This window comes from Ochrobactrum sp. BTU2 (genome assembly GCF_024539785.1).
GTDB lineage: Bacteria > Pseudomonadota > Alphaproteobacteria > Rhizobiales > Rhizobiaceae > Brucella > Brucella anthropi.
Genome location: NZ_JAHWRG010000003.1, coordinates 506,747 through 524,279 on the forward strand (window position 1 = coordinate 506,747; position 17,533 = coordinate 524,279).

A 17,533-nucleotide genomic window follows, 5' to 3' on the forward strand; every position below is an offset into this window, starting at 1 on the left:
CGATTCAATTTGATTGAAGCAGATCGGATTATTGGGTCGGTTTCGGCTGGGGCGGAAAAAACTTTAACGGAATAGTCCAATGATTTTCGACATCTATGATTGATTGGATATTGATAGATGCCATCCCGAGAGAACAAGAGGCTGTTTGAGATAATTTTCACGTCAGCAAATTCAATGACTTACGTTTAGAAAATGCAAGCGGATCAAGAACCGTCGGCCTTAGCCCTGCCCAGTTTGGCCAACACAAAGAGATACTCGGCTTTGCCCCACGTTGGCCAGATATATCTTTTCATCATACGACACACTACCGCAGACTTGGGTGTGTGTTCGCAAGACAGCGGGCGCATAATATGAGAACGGGAGGCTCTTCAGAAACAGTAAGGTGACCATCATGAAACCGTACTCACTATTCGTTGTTGCTGGATTGGCGTTAATGAATGCCACAATTGCTTATGCGGGTTCAAACACAGCATTACAAAGCACGTCCACATTACCATCGACTGATCCAGCAGAGACAATCGTCCATGGGGCAACGTCAGCGCAGCTGGAAGCTGCTAAGCCACGAGTCTGTCAATATAAGACTTGGCAAGATTGCATAGCAGCCTGCGGAACCTCGCTGTGCATATATTGCTCAGGTAATGGAAAATATGCCTGCGAAAAGGAGTAATAAGACGTTAGTGCATGGGTGCGAACGGAATTGGTACGTACACAGCTCAGCATACGATCGAGCGCCCGGCAGCCAAAGACGCTTTCCATTTGCTGATTGGGTCGGTTCCGGCAGAGGGCTAAATGGTACGTTTAACTGTCTCAATTTAACCCGTTCGCATTTTCTAAACGTAAGTCATTGAATTTGCTGGCGCGGAAATTATCCCAAACAGCCTCTTGTTCTCTCGGGATAGCATCCATCAATATCCAGCCACTTCATAAACGACGGAAATCATTGGACTATTTCGTTAGAGTATTTTTCGCCTCGCCGGAACTGACGCCAGTATGCAACAAACGCCCGGGACGCTCGACTTCAAAAAAACCGAAACTCCGTAGCAACCTTCACTGAAAAAATAATTGCTACAGAATATGTAGGCGCGTCGGCACTCTAATAGACACAGACCAAACTCTAACTGTAACTCCATAATTTAGACTGCTGATTTGTTCTATAATGTTTCGCTATACATCACCGCCTCATGTTGACAAAAAAACTGTGTAATATTTTATTCATCCTGTTTCGATCTGTGAGAACCGATCAACACAAAGGGAGGACAGAATGGATATCAGGCCGTCTATCTTTGCCTGGACTTTGACTTGTTCGCTGGCAGTATCTGGCGTTGCATTTTCTCAAGAAACGCGCACGAAAGTCATTTTAGACGCGGATATGGTCGAGCTATTCGATGATGGCACCGCCATGCTTCTGCTGGAGCGCGCTCCCAACATCGACCTGCTGGGCGTAACCGTCGTTTCAGGAAACACGCCCATGCCAGCCGGTGTCGCCGCGGGCGCGCGACAACTGGAGGCGCTCGGCTCTGAGGTGCCAATCTACGAAGGCAGCCGTTACGGCATTCGCAACTGGCGAGGAAACAAAGCCACCCCGGAGGTGCTGGCAGCCGAACTGCAAATCAGCCCGATCACCGGTTGGGGCGGTTATCTGCGGCCGGATGCGGGCAATGAGATTGATGCCGATCCGACGGCAAAATGGTCCGACGTCTACAAGCATAAATATGGCGAGGCCCCATCCTATAAACGGGTGTATGGCCTGGATAATCCGGACCCGGATGGCAACAGAGACGCTGTGGATTTTCTCGTCGACACCGTCAACAAGTATCCCGGCCAGGTCAAGCTGGTGGCAATTGGTCCACTCACCAATATTGCACGCGCCATCCTGAAGGATCCGAGCTTTCCATCGAAGGTCGCTGAAATCGTCTATATGGGCGGCGCCTTCTACGTTCCGGGGAATTCGTCGGCATCGGCAGAGTTCAACTGGTGGGCAGACCCTGAAGCCGCCAAGATCAGTGTCAGGTCGAAATGGGGCGATCCGAATTCCGAATCCTTCAAGGCATATGGCAATCAGGTGATCTCCGGTCTGGAAGCCAATGAACTTACGGGAGGAATGCCGGAGGACCTCTATCGGAAAATGGTCGACAATAGCCCTCCCGGCATTCAGAAACTCTGGCTTGCACGCGAAGAACAGATCAAGGCGCAAGGCGGAACCACATTCGGACCCGATAACGTCTGGGACCTGTTTGCGGCCGCCTATGTCATCGACCCGTCGATTGTCCTTGCCTGGAACAACGCCCCTCGCCCCAAAGATGGCGCAGCTGTACCTGCCACCGGTGTCTATGTCGACGTGAACACCGAGATGGGTCTCGACTATGGCCGAAGCCTTGCTTTCACCAACAATGATATAGGAGGTAATGCGGAGGCAAAACCGGGACCGGTCGGCACTCAGAAAGCTGCCATTCAGAACTACATCGATGAAGACAAATTCTGGAAAGAGATCGTCGTTCCGCTAACCACCGTTTCGAAGAATTAAAGCATGATCCGATCGATGCGAAACGCGGGTCGATAAGATTTCTGCTTGTTTAGATAGTCTGCCTGCTCACAGGATTGCAGGCATTACAGAAGCAATCGAGGCGGTGGGAGCTCAACTGCGTCATCTGCCGCCTCATAAATTGGGTACGATTCGGCAAAACCTGACACCGGAGTTCCGGTGCCAGGCATTCATTCATCCTGAAGCAAGTATCCGATCAGAACTTGAAGGGCGTGCCCATGCATTTTGCCACTTCACGCTTGATGCAGTTATTATATTCGTGGGGCACCTCTCTCAACGGATAGCAAATGGTTCGCGCCTTTTGCCGGCACTCTTGTTGATTGCTACCATCGGCAATCTGCGCAAAAGAGCTATTCTGGGTTGATGTGTTCACAACTTGAACGCTCATATTGCTCATTTCTACCGCGAAAGCTCCGCCAGCTCCCCAAAGGATGGAAGCAATAACCAATGGCATCAATGCAAATTTATTCATTGCAATCTCCCTTTTAAAAATTCCATCATTACAATGGCATTAAATAATTCTGCAATTATACTATCATCGATTGATGATCATCAATTAGCTTAAAATGATTTATAAATAAAAATTATATATATAAAAGATTATATACTCGTTCTATATTTATTAATTTCTCCTCTTTTTATTTGACTTATATTGAACAAGTACATCTATCTTGAATAGAGCAATAATTTTCTAGATTATTATATACTGAAAATTAGCTGTACCAATATCAGTTTGCATCTCAGCGGCCCCATTTTTTTGCTTCACCGAACGTGTCTCGGCTTATGCGAAAGCAGCTGACCACCTGCCTAAGAACACGTTTGGCACCGGCATGTCCGCTCCGGTGCTGACTATGTCTTCAGGAAAGAACGAAGAACTGATCAAATTGGCAGCCTCATTACATCAAAAATTGCAGCTCCTGAAACGCCAAAATGACGACGACGCGATCCCGAGCAATCCGTTTGCAGCTGAACCAATAATCGATCTTCCAAACTCCCTATAAACAGGGCTATGATAGCCACTGTTTCTCGGATTGGGCATGTCGGCAAGCCATAATGAATCAGATCTCTTTTTCGACAGATATGATCGAAGATCAATTACGTAACGATTTTTGGCGTGAAGTTCTGAAGCCAATGTATGAAATCACATTGGATGGAGAAATACGAAATTATCAGCTTTTTGGCTTCGCAAGGGGCAGTGCGATCAGCTCTTCCCTTCAAATTGGCTCGACCCGTTTCAACACCCAAAACTATCTACGCACGCCTAAGATCATCGCACATGGAGGTCTCGACCAATATATTCTCCAGCTCATAACCGCTGGGGATTTACGCGGCGATTTCAACGGCGTCGACGTCTGGGCCAAGCCTGGCGATATCGTCATCATAGATTTCACACAGACAGTTCAAAGCACGGCATATGAAGGAAGCCGCATCACCGTGATGCTTGCGCGCGACGAGCTGGAAAAGGTGGTTGGGTGGCGAAATCTGCACGGCGTCGTTCTGCGTGCCCATGAACCAATGACGCGTCTGCTGTTTGCTTATTTACGAGGACTGCACGACGTAGCCAGCAAATTGAGTGCGTCAGAGGTCTATTCAGCGCAAGAAGCGATGCTTTCTCTGCTGAATGCCAGCATCAAAGGCGACGCCATCGAAAATGCAGCCGTGAACCTCACGATGCGTAAATGCATCCTCGCTCACATCAATGAAAACCTGAACAACCCCTCGCTCAGCCCCCAATCCATCATGCGAAACTTTCGCGTTTCGCGCTCACACCTCTATCGCGCTTTTGAACCCGATGGAGGCGTCGCGAAGGTCATTCGCGATAAACGGCTCGACAGTGCATACCAAACGCTGGTGAGGCAGACAGGACCGTCGGCCTCGCTGAAAAGAATAGCCTATCAATGCGGTTTTAATGACGGTACACAATTTACGAAGGCATTCAAGGCGCGATTTGGATTGGTACCGAAGGACGTGGCGAAGTTCGGCGCGCCATTGCTGACAAGCGCTCCCTACAATTTTTCCTACGCTCAACACTTGTCGGCCCAGGCAAAGAGAGCAGGGCTGACGAACGGACAGCCTATGCAGCTTGAAAGCATGAGCCTGGCATAACGCATCTCTTCGCAGCCAGAGATAGCAATGGCCATATGCAATGAAGCCGTCGCCCGCTTCTTCTCTTGCATAGCACTCCTGCGAGCATCGTCTTACCGAACACGCATAACCAATCAATCCTGTCGGCCACTTTCTATGATGTCGAGTCGCATAGGTAATATATTGAAAAAATTAGCGGTTATGGAAAATACTAAAGCTAAATCCGCCTTAGATTTCGTCTGGCTGACAATGGTTTTCGCTGTTCTGGGAAGGGTATGTGGCGCGTCACGATGCATCGATCTAACAGCGCAGGAGCAATCTCTTTAACGATTCCGATGCTAACCCGATTTGGTTAAGAAATCTATCCCCCAGAGATGAAAAGCCCCCACAGACTGAAAGATGGGAGGCGCTGGTTTGCACCATCGTGGGAGAAAGGCCGTGGTCATTGAAACCAGTGATCGGAAGCCGAAAAACGAGCTCGACATCAAAATTGGAACCGAGCCGTAACGAATCCGGTCTCTAACTTTCAGAAAAAAATTCACTGCCCCTCCCCTCTTCGAGCTTCCGTCGTTAGATCGCCGGAGCCACCGGCGCACCTTCTATCGTTCCGCAATTGCGCGTTTCGTATTCGCTCCGTCGCATCTGCAGGAGGTCATGTGAAGCGGGCCGGAATAAAGCCGTTAGCGAAATCATCCCGTCATAAATTGAGTATGTCGTACTCCTTGCAGCTTCCAGCGGCGGTTATCGGCCTGGTCAAAGACTATTCAAGACAAACCTCAGCACGGGAAAAGCGCAGAAGGCATGCCTCGCTCCCAACAACAAACGCGTTGGTAACGCCTCATATTTCCGCTCAGTATAACCTGTCTTTTCTCGAGCTAGGATCCGAGCTGAACCACCCCGCACCGACGGGTTCAAGCAGTGCCAATTTATCATTTCGGCGTCGGAATGATGCTTGATAAGCTGCACCTTCAGAGAATCAGCCCGGTGCCTCCAACAACGGGAAAGCTGCCTCATTCCCATGTGGAAACAGACTCTTCTCAATTGAAATCTTCAGATGAAGGAGGCCTCTGAATCATAGACTGCCGTCTAAAATCAATATTATCATACAAAAACAAATAGATAGACCAACTTCAGCCGAATCGATAAAATTTTGTTTAGTTTTACTCTCGGCGCTAACTCTTTGTTAATTCGGTCGCCTCTTGCGATAGAATAAGAATCGGACATAATGACGGTATTTAGGCGGTATTAGTTCCAGTGCCGTCACTAGGGATCCCAAGTAAATGAATATCGCAAATCCAGCAGCAGCTTTGTCGTTTGACGACATGATACTATCGCAAGGGCGCGAGATTTCTCGCAAGCTCAATCTGCTGCGTCACGAAAACTTTCCGCCAGATGCGCGCAAGAATATGCTGCGCCAGTTTTCGATGGCCGAGGCTGCGTACTTCCTTGGTGTCTCCCCCAGCAATCTCAAGAAACTACATCTGGAAGGTAAAGGTGTCGAGCCGACCATTCTGACAGGTGGCCGTCGCGCCTATAGTGTCGAACAGATTCAGGAGCTGCGCCAGTGGCTTGACCAGAATGGTCGCGCTGAGGTGAAGCGCTACGTTCCGCATCGTCGCGGCAATGAGAAGCTTCAGGTCATCGGCGTCGTCAATTTCAAGGGCGGCTCGGGCAAGACGACAACGGCTGCACATCTGGCGCAACACATGGCCCTGACCGGTCATCGCGTACTTGCAATCGATCTCGACCCGCAGGCTTCGCTATCGGCTCTGCATGGCATTCAGCCGGAGCTCGATGAGTTTCCGTCGCTCTATGAAGCCATTCGTTACGATTCCGAAAGGAAGTCTATCCGTGAGGTCATTCGCCGGACGAATTTCCCCGGCCTCGATATTATTCCAGCCATGCTGGAGCTGCAGGAATATGAATATGATACGCCGCTTGCCATGCAGAATGGCGGCGAGGGTAAGACTTTCTGGAACCGCATCGCGCAGGCTCTCGCCGATGTGGATGGTGACTATGATGTGGTAGTCATCGACTGCCCTCCCCAGCTCGGCTATCTGACGCTGACGGCGCTATCTGCCGCAACATCCGTCCTGATTACCGTTCACCCGCAGATGCTCGACCTGATGTCCATGTCGCAATTCCTCCTGATGCTCGGCGACATTCTGAAGACCGTTCGTCAGGCAGGTGGTGCGGTGCAACTCGACTGGTTCCGCTATCTGATTACCCGTTACGAGCCGACCGACGTTCCGCAGGCGCAGATGGTCGGTTTTATGCAGAGCATGCTCGCCTCGCACATGCTGAAGCACCAGATGTTGAAATCAACCGCGATTTCGGATGCTGGTCTGACCAAGCAGACGCTTTACGAGGTCGAGCGTTCATCGATGAATCGCGGCACCTATGATCGCGCCATGGAAGCCATGGAAGCGGTTAACGCTGAAATTCGCGGCCTCATTCACGAGGCATGGGGGCGTTAGACTGCCGTCTAAAGCGGCGAATATTGAATAAAATCAGGTCTCTGACCGGTTTGAGGACATGAGAATGGCAAGAAAGAACATCTTCGAAAGCGTTATGCGAGACGAACCGGCGGCCGAACAAGCCTCACAGTCGGTCGAAAACGTATCGCGCCGGTTCGGTGCCGCCAAGTCTCTGTCCGCTTCGATTGACGAGCTGGCAAAGCAGGCAGCCCAGAAGCTTGATGGCGAAGCCATTATCGAGCTTGATCCCGCCAATCTTGATGTCTCCTTCGTGGCGGACCGTCTGCCTGAAACGGATGACGAAGAATATCGGGAACTTCTGGAAGCCATTCGCGAACGTGGTCAGGACAGTCCTATTCTCGTTCGTCCGCATCCCAAGACCAGCGATCGCTATATGATCGTTTTCGGCCATCGGCGCGCGCGGGTTGCCAGAGAGCTTGGCATCAAGGTCAAAGCCGTCATCAAGCCCCTCGCCGATCTGGAACATATTCTGAGCCAGGGCCAGGAAAACTCGGCGCGCGCCAATTTGAGCTTCATTGAGCGTGTTTTCTTTGCGGCGCGTCTGGAAGCGCTTGGTTTTGAGCGTGAAGCCATACAGGCAGCATTGACAGTCGATTACCAGACCTTGTCGAAGATGCTGACCATTCCGAAGGCTATTCCGGAACATATTCTTCTGGCTATCGGTCCGGCCAAGGGCATTGGTCGTGACCGCTGGTTGGAACTGCGGAAACTGATCGAGATCCCGGGCAGAAAAGATGCTGCAGAAGAGCTTCTGGTGACATCAGCATTTTCAAACGCGACGTCCGTTGATCGTTTTGAGCAGCTTTACGGCTATCTGAAAGGCGGCAAGCAGAAGAAGCCTGTTACCAAGGCGGCTCTGCGTCCTGGCACCAGCTGGACAGCTTCTGACAAGACGGTCAGCGCAGTTATCAAACAGAATGGCAAATCGGCTACATTGGCGCTCAGTGCAGCCAACGGGCCTCGTTTTGCCGATTGGCTTTCTCGTAATCTGGATGAACTTTATGCGTCGTTCCAGAGCGAGGAGAAGTAAGTAAGCGTAACGAACGGCGGCGGTTGCCACGGTTCGACTGTGTAGAGCATGTCTCCCGAAAGTGGGAACCGGTTTCGGGGTGAAGACATGCGTAGAACAAAGAAATAGAGCATTTCCAGTGCGTTCAAACAAACAGGAAATGCTCTAGCGTTCAATAGTAAGTGTGTTTGCGTCGAAACTGTTCAGGAAGAGGAACGAGACAGCAAAAGAAAAAGGCCCCCAAACGTCGCCGTGTGGAAGCCCTTCTCATTGGTTTAGCAGCTAGAGAATCGCAAATCCACGAATCACTGTCAAGTGTAATTAGCGTCATTTCGGCGGGTGGATTTCTTTTGCCTTGTGGAAGGTGAAAGAAAATGGAGATTCAATTGGCCTCGACGCCGTTTGGCAGTCGAAGGATGACGCTTGCCTTGTTGGCAAGTCAACAGAACACACAGCAAATCGCACCGGGAACGGTTGCCGATAAGTGGCAACTACATCGCTGGCTGTGCGAAGCAAAGACGCAGTTCGGCCTGAATGATCGTTCTCTGGCGGTTCTTTCAGCCCTGTTGTCATTCTATCCGGAAACGGAACTGAATGCGCAGAACAGCCTGATCGTGTTCCCGTCCAACAAGCAACTGGCATTGCGAGCCCATGGCATGGCCGATGCAACCTTGCGCCGTCATCTGGCAGCGCTGGTCGATAGCGGTTTCATCCATCGTCAGGACAGCCCGAATGGTAAGCGCTATGCACGCCGTGCCAAAAGTGGAGACGTGCAGATTGCATTCGGCTTTTCACTGACACCGCTGCTGGCACGTGCTTGTGAACTGGAAGCGGCAGCAGAGCAGGTGAGGGCAGAAAAGACGGCGTTGCGTGAAATGCGCGAACGCCTGACATTGCTGCGCCGTGACATTACCAAGCTTATCGAATTCGCCGCACTGGAAGAACTGGCCGGAGACTGGGAAGACATCCATCATCGTTTCCGCCTGATTGTCGACAGCATTCCGCGTCGTGCAGACTATGAAGAACTGGCGGCTCTGGTCGAATCCATGCAGTACATTCGTACAGAAATCGATAACGCGTTGAAAATTCATGAAAATGTTCAAAATTTGCGCGCCAATGAATCTCAAAATGAGCGGCAGCAAATTGAATCGAATCCAGATTCCCATTTTGAAAAGGCAACGCCTGAATTTATCGATCAGCGCATCAATGAAATCACCAGCGCTCCGTTTGAACCCACGGTTTCGCTCGACATGGTGCTCCGTTCCTGTCCCGAGATCACGGCCTATGCGATTTCATCCATCCGACATTGGCAGGATTTGGCCAATACAGCAGAGAAAGTACGCTCTTTCCTCGGGATCGATGGAATGCTCTATGATCTCGCAAAGAAAACGCTGGGAACTCACAATGCATCGATCGTGATCGCTTATATCCTGCAGCGCTATGAGCAAATCCAGTCCGCTGGCGGCTATTTGCGAATTCTGACGGAAAAGGCTGCCAACGGTTCGTTCTCGATCAGACCAATGCTTATGGCTGCCCTGAATGGACAAAGTCGTTAACCATAAAGCCCAGTCAGCGTGACAAAACCAAACGGCTAATTAGGTTTCGTATCGTTCATGAAGTTCAAGGAGATCAAGCTATCCAGTGTAGGCCGGAAAACAGACACGGCAATTGCGGTTAAGACTATACAGCTCGCGACGAATTGCGCTTTGAAGCTTTATGTGGCTGCTAGGTCTGGTCTTAGTCCAATGCCTGAAAGCGGCGACGGCGTGAACGGCGGCGAGGGCGCAAAGTGTTTAGGTCTTGTTTTTGATCAACCTTATGACGCGGGGGAGGCGAAAGAAGGCGCATGATGAAGAGGATGCAGCACCCGATGGTGAATATCCAGAATATCTCATCGGTGAGATCGTTGATCATGACGCAATCCAGAGCAAACCGCTTGTCCGTTTCCGTGACGCGCGAAACAATATCCCGAGATCAATACCGTCTTGCGAAACCAGGGCCAAGTCACGAAGGCGTGCTTTATCGCCGCGCCGTTGGTATCGCGACATTGCGCTCCTGTGGATGGCTGGCAGGCGCTGGTCGCGAACTTCGCACCGATCTGCGATAGGTTGGTCATGCTGCCTTTTTCAATCCATTGTTCCGGCCCGATCCTCGCGGCTGAATTCCCAGACAGGCAAAACATCCTGAGCTGGTCTCTGACACGTCCGGGGTTCGTTTCGGCGTGCTCCGTCGCCTGGCTGGAAGTACGCAATGACGATCTGACGTTGGAAGTGGACCCGGTGCTTATGCTGCAGGAGAAACTGGCCGAAGCCGGTTACGGCGGAGCGGTGCAGATGATGACATCGCGTAGCGTACAGAAGCACCATGTTGCGACGCGACGCTCCGGCGAAACGCATGCCGCCTGTCTTGCCACTGTCGGCCTGTCGAATGCGGGAAGGGTGGGGGAACTCACACAGATGAAGATGCCCGTTGGAACGATCAATCTTCTGGTCCACATCGACAAACCATTGTCGGTCGCAGCCCATATAGAGGCAATGTCGATTGCTGCCGAGGCCCGCACCACTGCCATTATCGAACTCGGCCTAATTGTCGGCGGTAGAGCTGCAACAGGGACTGGAACGGATTGCATCGCCGTTTCCGCTCCACACGGGCAGGCGGGAGAGGCAGCATCATATGCGGGCTTGCATACGGATATCGGCGCCGCCCTCGGTGGTGCGGTTTATGACGCGGTGTCCGAAGGCGGCAGGCTCTGGATGAAAGAGCAGGGTTTTTAATCGGTCAGGCTTCGGCTGCTGCCCCTTTCGGCTTCAGGCGCAGGATAAGCGGAACCAGAACAAGAGCGACGATCGGGAAGACCAGCCAGTTGATGGTTTCCCAGCCTGACGAATGCAGCAGCGACCCTGCAAAGAACGAAGCGCAGGCCACTGTACCAAACATGATGAAATCATTGGCGCCCTGCGCCTTGCCGCGTTCAGCCGGCGTGTGGCAGTCGGTCACCATGGCAGTCGCGCCAATAAAGCCGAAATTCCAGCCGATACCGAGGAAGATCAGCGCACCCCAGAAATGACCGACATCAAAGCCGCCCAATGCAATAATGGCGGAGAACGCGATCAAAACCAGACCGAGCGCGGTGATCTTTTCCTTGCCGAAACGGGTGATGAGCTTTCCGGTGAAGAAGCTTGGCGCGAACATGGCAAGCACATGCCACTGGATGCCAAGGGCCGCATGATCGACGGAATGGCCATGGCCGACCATGGCGATGGGCGCTGCCGTCATCACGAAAGTCATCAGCGCATAGGAACAGACGCCAGCAGCCACGGAAAGGATGAAGCGCGGTGAACGGAGAATTTCGCCCAGCGGGCGGCCTGTATCATGGATAGCGTTCGGATCTTTCCGGACCTTCGGTGCGCGCAGCATGAAAAGGACGGGGAGGGCGAGAAGCCCAAGAACAGCCTGGCTGAGGAAACTGCCAGCAAACATCGCATCCGGAATGGTATCGCGTGTCCAGATGACGAGCTGTGGCCCGACGATTGCCGCAACGAGCCCACCCACCATGACCCATGATATGGCGCGCGCCTTCATGTCGCCCGTTGCCGCATCGGTCGCGGCAAAGCGATAGCTCTGGACATAAGAGGCGTAGAAACCGGCAGTCAGCGTTCCGAGACAGAAGATGAGGAAGGAGGCGGCAAAAATACCTGCGGCTGCGATCACACCTGCCGAGGCGCCGACAAGCGCGCCCAGCATATAGGCATTGCGGCGTCCGAACTGGCGCATGAAGAAAGCGGCAGGCAGTGTGCCAAGCGCAAGGCCGAGATTGAACAGACTGACGGGCAGCGTGACGAGTGCCGGATCGGAAGACAGTTTCTGGCCTACCAGACCGCCAAGCGAAATCACGATAGGCGGGCTGGAAGCGCCCAGTGCCTGTGCAATTGTCAGGATAACAATATTGCGTCGTGCAGCCGTCGCGTCGGTCATAACCAACCCCTCAATCGATAAACCGGGATGGTTTTATCGGAAAGCGCATTTACCGGCAAAATTATTCTACAGCTGGTTAGAACATTTTTTGACTGGGTCAGCTATTCCGTTTCAAACGATGAGATGGATGTGACGACGCATCCGGGTTTAAGAGGATATTTGGCAATTAGCCCATAATATTATTCGTCCAGTGCTCCGATAGAGACATTGCAGGCGGTATTGACGCCATGATCGTCAGCGTACTGAAAGTAAATTGTACCATTCATCGTGGGCAGAGGGCCGCTATGTGGCGGTTTTGATCGCCCAACATAATCTGATGAGAAGCCAGCTTCATATGTGCCATCCGGCTTTGTAACTATAGTGCTTTCGTCAATACCGAACTGCGCAGTTAAAAGCTCTGTCGAATTATCGGAATATATATTTACCTCTCCGGAAAAACCTTGTCCGTTATTGGTTAGTGTCACCAAAACATACTCGTGATCATCGCCATTCATGACCAAGAATCCGGGTTTCAACGAGATTTCAATAGCCATTCTTCACCTATATACTTGTTGAAGAGTGAATATATCTCAAATCTGGAATGAAATTATACTGACAGAGTAGGCAGAGTTGGGCTGCTGGTCTATCAGTTTGAATAATTATCGCATCAGCGAGCGCATCTTCACTCATACAAAACCTGGGCGGACAACAGAGACGCAACCATGCAGGCCTGCGATGCATGTGGGAATCCAATTTGGACAGCCCGATGTCGTCCGGCTGTCATCTAGTGCTTCTAATTTGCAACTCCACAATTCGATAGGGAGCCAGCAATGTCAGAGAATCTTTCCCAGCAAAGTCTGTTCAAGACCAGCCAGTTGGAAGAAGCAGATGCCGATCCGCGCAATCCGTCCGATAATCCAACCATGGGCGAAATCATCAGCCGGCGCTTTTCCCGCCGTGGCTTTCTGCGTGGATCGCTCGCTGTCTCGGCCATTGCGGCAACGGTCAGCCCGCTCGCCCTGATGAGCGCCGGTGATGCGCGCGCTGCATCCGGTTCGGCCTTTTCCTTCAAGGAGGTCGAGGCCGGTGTGGATGCCCATCACCATGTCGCGGAAGGCTATGATGCCGATGTGCTTTTGCGCTGGGGTGACAGGCTTTTCGCCGATGCGCCGGAGTTCGATCCGACCAAACAGTCTGCCGAGGCGCAGGCGCGCCAGTTCGGCTACAACAATGATTATGTCGGCTATATCGCCATCGAGGGATCGCCGGAACATGGCTTCCTCGTGGTCAATCACGAATATACCAATCCGCACCTGATGTTCCCCGGCCTCGTCAAGATAGTCGACGGCAAGGTGGAGCAGGCTCCGCTCTCGAAGGAACAGGTGGATATCGAAATGGCCGCCCATGGCGGCACGATTGTCGAAATCCGCAAGCAGGACGGCAAGTGGCAACCGGTGCTCGACGGTGCAAACAATCGCCGCATCACCTCCAATACCGAGATGGCGCTGAGCGGTCCCGCCGCCGGTCATGATCGCGTCAAGACCAATGCCGATCCTTCCGGCACCAAGGTTTTCGGCACGGTCAACAATTGTGCAGGCGGCGTCACACCCTGGGGCACCTACATCATGGCCGAGGAAAACATCCATGGCTATTTCATCGGCGAACTGCCGGAAGGTCACGCGGAGACGGCCAATTACAAGCGCATGGGCATTCCCGAAGGTTCATACGAATGGGGACGTTTCTACGACCGTTTCGATGTTTCCAAGGAACCGAACGAACCGAACCGTTTCGGCTGGATCGTCGAGGTCGATGTGTCCGATCCGAACTCCGTGCCGAAGAAGCGGACCGCGCTTGGCCGTTTCAAGCATGAGGGCGCCGAATCCATCGTCAACAAGGACGGGCGCGTGGTCTTCTATCTGGGCGACGACGAACGCTTCGACTATGTCTACAAGTTCGTGACGGCGGGCAAGTTCAACCCGGATGATCGCGCTGCCAATATGGATCTGCTGGATGAAGGCACGCTTCACGTGGCCAAATTCCATGAAGATGGCAAGGTTGAGTGGATGCCGCTGGTATTCGGTCAGGGTCCGCTGACCGAGCAGAACGGCTTCAAAAGTCAGGCCGATGTGCTGATCGAAACCCGGCGTGCCGGTGATCTTCTCGGAGCGACCAAAATGGATCGCCCCGAGGACGTGCAGCCGAACCCGGTCAATGGCCGTGTTTATGTCATGCTCACCAACAATACCAAGCGCAAGGACGATCAGGTGGATGCCGCCAATCCGCGCGCCAAGAATGCCTTTGGCCATATCATCGAGATCGAGGAAGATGGTCAGGATTTTGCCGCCACGACGGGCAAGTGGGAGGTGCTGTTGAAATGCGGCGATCCTTCTGTGGCAGAAGTCGGTGCCAGCTTTTCCACCGATACGACGCGCAATGGCTGGTTCGGTATGCCGGACAACGCCGCCGTCGACAGTGCCGGTCGGCTTTGGGTCGCAACCGATGGCAACAGCAACAAGGGTACCGGTCGCACGGACGGACTTTGGGCGGTCGATACGGAAGGCGATGCGCGCGCGACCTCGAAACTGTTCTACCGCGTGCCGGTGGGTGCAGAAATGTGCGGTCCGCTGTTTGCACCCGATGATGAGACGGCTTTCGTCGCCGTGCAGCATCCGGGCGACGGCGGCGAGGATTGGGACGGTCATGGCCGTCCGTCCTATTACGAGGACCTGTCCACCCGCTGGCCGGATTTCAAGGACGATATGCCGGTTCGGCCTGCCGTGGTGGCAATCACCAAGCAGGGCGGCGGCAAGATCGCGGTGTAATGACTTGATGAGACAGTTGGCCCCCGGTGAAAGTTGGGGGCCTTCGTCAAAGCTTCATGGAAGCGTCAAGCCAGCGATACAAAGCCAGCCTAATTGCGTCCCTGTATTTGAATTCCAACGGGGACTTATCATGATATCGCGTCTCGTCGCTTCGACCATGCTTGCCGGTGCCGTCGCATTGGCTTTTCCAGCCTCCGCTGAAGAAAAGGCTTTTCCTGCAACGCTCAAGGCCCATGCCATCCTGCCTGCGAACACGATCATCGCTGCACCCGATGATGCGGCGGATCACCTGAAGACGTCGGGCAAGTTCACCACCGCCGACCGCAAGCGTGCTGAGGGCATCGGCACTGTTGAAGGCAAGGACGGCGTGCGCAAGACCGGCCTGTCTGTACCGTTCGACGGCCAGCCGGTGCAGGGCTTTTCCGGCATCAAGACCATGGAAGACGGCAGCTTCTGGTCACTGTCCGACAATGGTTTTGGCTCCAAGCTCAACTCGCCCGATGCCATGCTGATGCTGCACAATGTCAAGTTCGACTGGGACAAGGGAACGGTCGAGCGCGTGAAGACCGTGTTCCTCAGCGATCCGGACAAGAAGGCTCCGTTTCCCATCGTCATGGAAGGCGCTGAAAAGCGCTATCTGACCGGCGCCGACTTCGATGTGGAATCCATCCAGCCGGTTGCGGATGGCTTCTGGGTCGGCGAGGAATTCGGTCCTTTCCTGCTGAAATTCGACATGGACGGCAAGCTGACCGACGTTATTCCGACGGTTGTCGGCGAGACACAAGTCGTATCACCGGACAATCCGAAGCTCGCTTTGCCCGCCAATCCGAGCCTCAAGCTCCCGACTTACAATCTGAAGCGCTCGGGGGGCTTCGAGGGGCTGGCGATGTCGAAAGACGGCTCGAAGCTCTACGGTCTTCTGGAAGGTCCGCTTTTTGTCGATGGCGCGCCGGAAAAGACTGAAAGCGGCAAGACCGGGCTGCGGGTCATCGAATTCAACGTTGCCGACAAGAAGTGGACGGGCCGCTCCTGGCTCTATCCGCTGGCCGAGGGTGGCGAAGCCATCGGCGATTTCAACATGCTGGATGAAACCACGGCGCTGGTCATCGAGCGTGACAACGGCGTCGGTACGGCGGACAAGGCCTGCGCCGATCCGAAGAAGCCGCAGGCCGATTGCTTCGATGTGCCGTCGAAGGTCAAGCGCATCTACAAGATCGCTTTCGACGACAGCAATGTCGGCAAGGAAGTGCGCAAGATCGGCTATATCGATCTGCTCGCCATCGCCGACCCGGAAAACAAGCGCCGTCAAGGTGGACGTGAAGGCATTTACGATATGCCGTTCCTGACCATCGAGAATGTGGATCGTGTGGACGACACGCATATTGTGGTCGGCAACGACAACAATCTGCCGTTCTCAGCTGGTCGTTTCCTCGACAAGGTGGATGACAATGAATTCGTGCTGCTGGAAGTGGGTGAGTTCCTGAAGGCCGAATAAGCCTCTGAACAGGTCCTATGATGAAGCCGCGGAGAAATCCGCGGCTTTTTTCTCTCTGTGCATGGTGGCAAGCCCGGCGTGGAAGTTTTGTTTCGGCGCAGCTATGGTGCGGCAGCAAAGCGATGGAGAAAACCGTTGAAGATTTTTATTTTCGGCAGTGTGAATGTGGATGTCAGCGCCCGGATGGCCGCGCTGCCGCGTCCGGGGCAGACCGTGAATGCATCGGGCTATGGTATCGGCCTCGGTGGCAAGGGTGCCAATCAGGCGGTTGCGGTCGCCAAGATGGGCGGTGATGTCCGCTTCGTCGGTGCTGTCGGCAACGATGCCTTCGGCGAGCTGGCCTTGAAGCAGATGCAGGAATTTGGCCTCAACACCGGAAGCGTGCGCGTGATTGACGGTGTCGATACGGGCATGGCGATCATTCAGGTTGAGGAAGCCGGACAGAACACGATTGCTGTTTGTGCCGGAGCCAATGCGCACTGGTCGGCTGCCGACATCGATGCCTATGCTGCCGATATTGCCAGGGCGAAGATTACGCTGTTGCAGCGCGAAGTTCCGCATGAAGCCAATCTGGCCGTGGCAAAGGCCGCGCGTGCGGCTGGCGGCAGTGTTTTGCTTGACCCGGCACCGGTCGGCGATGCAAGCCGCATGGCGGACCTGATTTCATTGAGCGACATCATCTCTCCCAACGAAACAGAAGCTGCTGAAATTACCGGTATCGAGCCGACCGATCTTGCTTCGGCGGAAGCTGCCGCGCGCAATCTTCTGGAGCGCGGGCCGAAGACGGTCATCGTCAAGCTTGGAAGCCGTGGCGCATTGCTGGTGACGGCGGATGAGGTGAAACACTTCGCGCCGTTCAAGGTTCAGGTGGTGGATACGGTCGCAGCCGGTGACAGTTTCAACGGTGGTTTCGCGGTCGCGTTCTCACAGGGCCAGTCCTTGCATGATTGCGTGCGGTATGGTTCGGCAGCGGGTGCGATTGCGGTCACAAGAGCGGGCGCGGGAGCGGCTGCGCCAACCGCAGCAGAAGTAGCTGAACTTTTGCAAACTATGGCAAAGTGAAGATTGAAGGCAATTTGCGCCGATTTCGCTCATTTTGAGCAGAAAACTGCGCAAAAACCTCTTGTC

The 17,533-nt window shown here is 53.4% G+C and carries 14 protein-coding genes; 11 read left to right on the forward strand and 3 right to left on the reverse strand.

From position 1 onward, the window contains the following. Nucleotides 1-1,261: 1,261 nt before the first annotated feature. Nucleotides 1,262-2,524, forward strand: coding sequence for a nucleoside hydrolase (locus KWJ32_RS11285; RefSeq protein WP_151610145.1), 1,263 nt, complete (start codon nucleotides 1,262-1,264; stop codon nucleotides 2,522-2,524). Between the two features lie 214 nt (nucleotides 2,525-2,738). Here the strand turns inward: KWJ32_RS11285 and KWJ32_RS11290 are convergent, their stop codons facing one another. Then, nucleotides 2,739-3,014, reverse strand: coding sequence for a hypothetical protein (locus tag KWJ32_RS11290; protein WP_011982515.1), 276 nt, complete (start codon nucleotides 3,012-3,014; stop codon nucleotides 2,739-2,741). A gap of 581 nt (nucleotides 3,015-3,595) precedes the next feature. Between KWJ32_RS11290 and KWJ32_RS11295 the strand changes: the two genes are divergently transcribed. The 7 genes from KWJ32_RS11295 to KWJ32_RS11325 all read left to right on the forward strand — a co-directional run bounded on the left by KWJ32_RS11295 (nucleotide 3,596) and on the right by KWJ32_RS11325 (nucleotide 10,908). Beyond that, a complete protein-coding gene (locus KWJ32_RS11295) occupies nucleotides 3,596-4,648 on the forward strand; it encodes a helix-turn-helix domain-containing protein (RefSeq protein ID WP_011982514.1) in 1,053 nt (350 codons plus the stop codon). A 1,259-nt stretch (nucleotides 4,649-5,907) separates the two neighbouring features. Continuing rightward, nucleotides 5,908-7,104, forward strand: coding sequence for a plasmid partitioning protein RepA (repA, locus tag KWJ32_RS11300; RefSeq protein WP_012093718.1), 1,197 nt, complete (start codon nucleotides 5,908-5,910; stop codon nucleotides 7,102-7,104). A gap of 64 nt (nucleotides 7,105-7,168) precedes the next feature. Beyond that, the gene (gene repB / locus KWJ32_RS11305; protein ID WP_012093717.1) at nucleotides 7,169-8,155 is read left to right on the forward strand and encodes a plasmid partitioning protein RepB; all 987 of its coding nucleotides are present in this window, start codon (nucleotides 7,169-7,171) and stop codon (nucleotides 8,153-8,155) included. 353 nt (nucleotides 8,156-8,508) lie between these two features. Then, complete coding sequence (repC, locus tag KWJ32_RS11310) at nucleotides 8,509-9,690, forward strand: plasmid replication protein RepC (RefSeq protein ID WP_151610144.1); 1,182 nt, start codon at nucleotides 8,509-8,511, stop codon at nucleotides 9,688-9,690. 57 nt (nucleotides 9,691-9,747) lie between these two features. Continuing rightward, the gene (locus tag KWJ32_RS11315) at nucleotides 9,748-9,984 is read left to right on the forward strand and encodes a hypothetical protein (RefSeq protein ID WP_040128517.1); all 237 of its coding nucleotides are present in this window, start codon (nucleotides 9,748-9,750) and stop codon (nucleotides 9,982-9,984) included. Next, complete coding sequence (locus KWJ32_RS11320; protein WP_012093715.1) at nucleotides 9,981-10,241, forward strand: hypothetical protein; 261 nt, start codon at nucleotides 9,981-9,983, stop codon at nucleotides 10,239-10,241. Before KWJ32_RS11315 ends, KWJ32_RS11320 begins: the two co-directional genes overlap by 4 nt. Nucleotides 10,242-10,248: 7 nt before the next feature. After that, nucleotides 10,249-10,908, forward strand: coding sequence for an adenosylcobinamide amidohydrolase (locus KWJ32_RS11325; protein WP_151610143.1), 660 nt, complete (start codon nucleotides 10,249-10,251; stop codon nucleotides 10,906-10,908). Between the two features lie 4 nt (nucleotides 10,909-10,912). On the opposite strand, the gene KWJ32_RS11330 is transcribed toward KWJ32_RS11325, so the two are convergent. Further along, nucleotides 10,913-12,109 carry an MFS transporter gene (locus KWJ32_RS11330; protein WP_036583006.1) on the reverse strand — a complete coding sequence of 399 codons (1,197 nt, stop codon included), beginning with the start codon at nucleotides 12,107-12,109 and terminating at the stop codon, nucleotides 10,913-10,915. A 179-nt stretch (nucleotides 12,110-12,288) separates the two neighbouring features. Then, the gene (locus KWJ32_RS11335) at nucleotides 12,289-12,642 is read right to left on the reverse strand and encodes a hypothetical protein (protein ID WP_029928650.1); all 354 of its coding nucleotides are present in this window, start codon (nucleotides 12,640-12,642) and stop codon (nucleotides 12,289-12,291) included. Between the two features lie 276 nt (nucleotides 12,643-12,918). Between KWJ32_RS11335 and KWJ32_RS11340 the strand changes: the two genes are divergently transcribed. From KWJ32_RS11340 to rbsK, 3 genes are all read left to right on the forward strand, one after another. Beyond that, nucleotides 12,919-14,910, forward strand: a complete 1,992-nt coding sequence (locus KWJ32_RS11340) for a PhoX family phosphatase (RefSeq protein ID WP_012093712.1) — start codon at nucleotides 12,919-12,921, stop codon at nucleotides 14,908-14,910. A 130-nt stretch (nucleotides 14,911-15,040) separates the two neighbouring features. Next, nucleotides 15,041-16,405: an esterase-like activity of phytase family protein gene (locus tag KWJ32_RS11345; RefSeq protein WP_151610142.1), complete on the forward strand. Its 1,365-nt coding sequence runs from the start codon at nucleotides 15,041-15,043 to the stop codon at nucleotides 16,403-16,405. 183 nt (nucleotides 16,406-16,588) lie between these two features. Further along, on the forward strand, nucleotides 16,589-17,467 hold the full coding sequence (gene rbsK, locus KWJ32_RS11350; protein ID WP_231771626.1) for a ribokinase: 879 nt from the start codon (nucleotides 16,589-16,591) through the stop codon (nucleotides 17,465-17,467). The last annotated feature ends 66 nt before the right edge of the window (nucleotides 17,468-17,533 follow it).

Excerpts from the sequence above, each read along its gene's own strand:
- KWJ32_RS11290 (WP_011982515.1), bottom strand. The coding sequence starts at position 3,014 with ATGAATAAATTTGCATTGATGCCATTGGTTATTGCTTCCATCCTTTGG.
- KWJ32_RS11330 (WP_036583006.1), bottom strand. The coding sequence starts at position 12,109 with ATGACCGACGCGACGGCTGCACGACGCAATATTGTTATCCTGACAATT.
- KWJ32_RS11285 (WP_151610145.1), top strand. The coding sequence starts at position 1,262 with ATGGATATCAGGCCGTCTATCTTTGCCTGGACTTTGACTTGTTCGCTG.
- KWJ32_RS11325 (WP_151610143.1), top strand. The coding sequence starts at position 10,249 with ATGCTGCCTTTTTCAATCCATTGTTCCGGCCCGATCCTCGCGGCTGAA.
- KWJ32_RS11315 (WP_040128517.1), top strand. The coding sequence starts at position 9,748 with ATGAAGTTCAAGGAGATCAAGCTATCCAGTGTAGGCCGGAAAACAGAC.
- KWJ32_RS11340 (WP_012093712.1), top strand. The coding sequence starts at position 12,919 with ATGTCAGAGAATCTTTCCCAGCAAAGTCTGTTCAAGACCAGCCAGTTG.
- rbsK (WP_231771626.1), top strand. The coding sequence starts at position 16,589 with ATGGCCGCGCTGCCGCGTCCGGGGCAGACCGTGAATGCATCGGGCTAT.
- KWJ32_RS11335 (WP_029928650.1), bottom strand. The coding sequence starts at position 12,642 with ATGGCTATTGAAATCTCGTTGAAACCCGGATTCTTGGTCATGAATGGC.
- repA (WP_012093718.1), top strand. The coding sequence starts at position 5,908 with ATGAATATCGCAAATCCAGCAGCAGCTTTGTCGTTTGACGACATGATA.
- KWJ32_RS11295 (WP_011982514.1), top strand. The coding sequence starts at position 3,596 with ATGAATCAGATCTCTTTTTCGACAGATATGATCGAAGATCAATTACGT.
- KWJ32_RS11345 (WP_151610142.1), top strand. The coding sequence starts at position 15,041 with ATGATATCGCGTCTCGTCGCTTCGACCATGCTTGCCGGTGCCGTCGCA.
- repB (WP_012093717.1), top strand. The coding sequence starts at position 7,169 with ATGGCAAGAAAGAACATCTTCGAAAGCGTTATGCGAGACGAACCGGCG.
- repC (WP_151610144.1), top strand. The coding sequence starts at position 8,509 with ATGGAGATTCAATTGGCCTCGACGCCGTTTGGCAGTCGAAGGATGACG.
- KWJ32_RS11320 (WP_012093715.1), top strand. The coding sequence starts at position 9,981 with ATGATGAAGAGGATGCAGCACCCGATGGTGAATATCCAGAATATCTCA.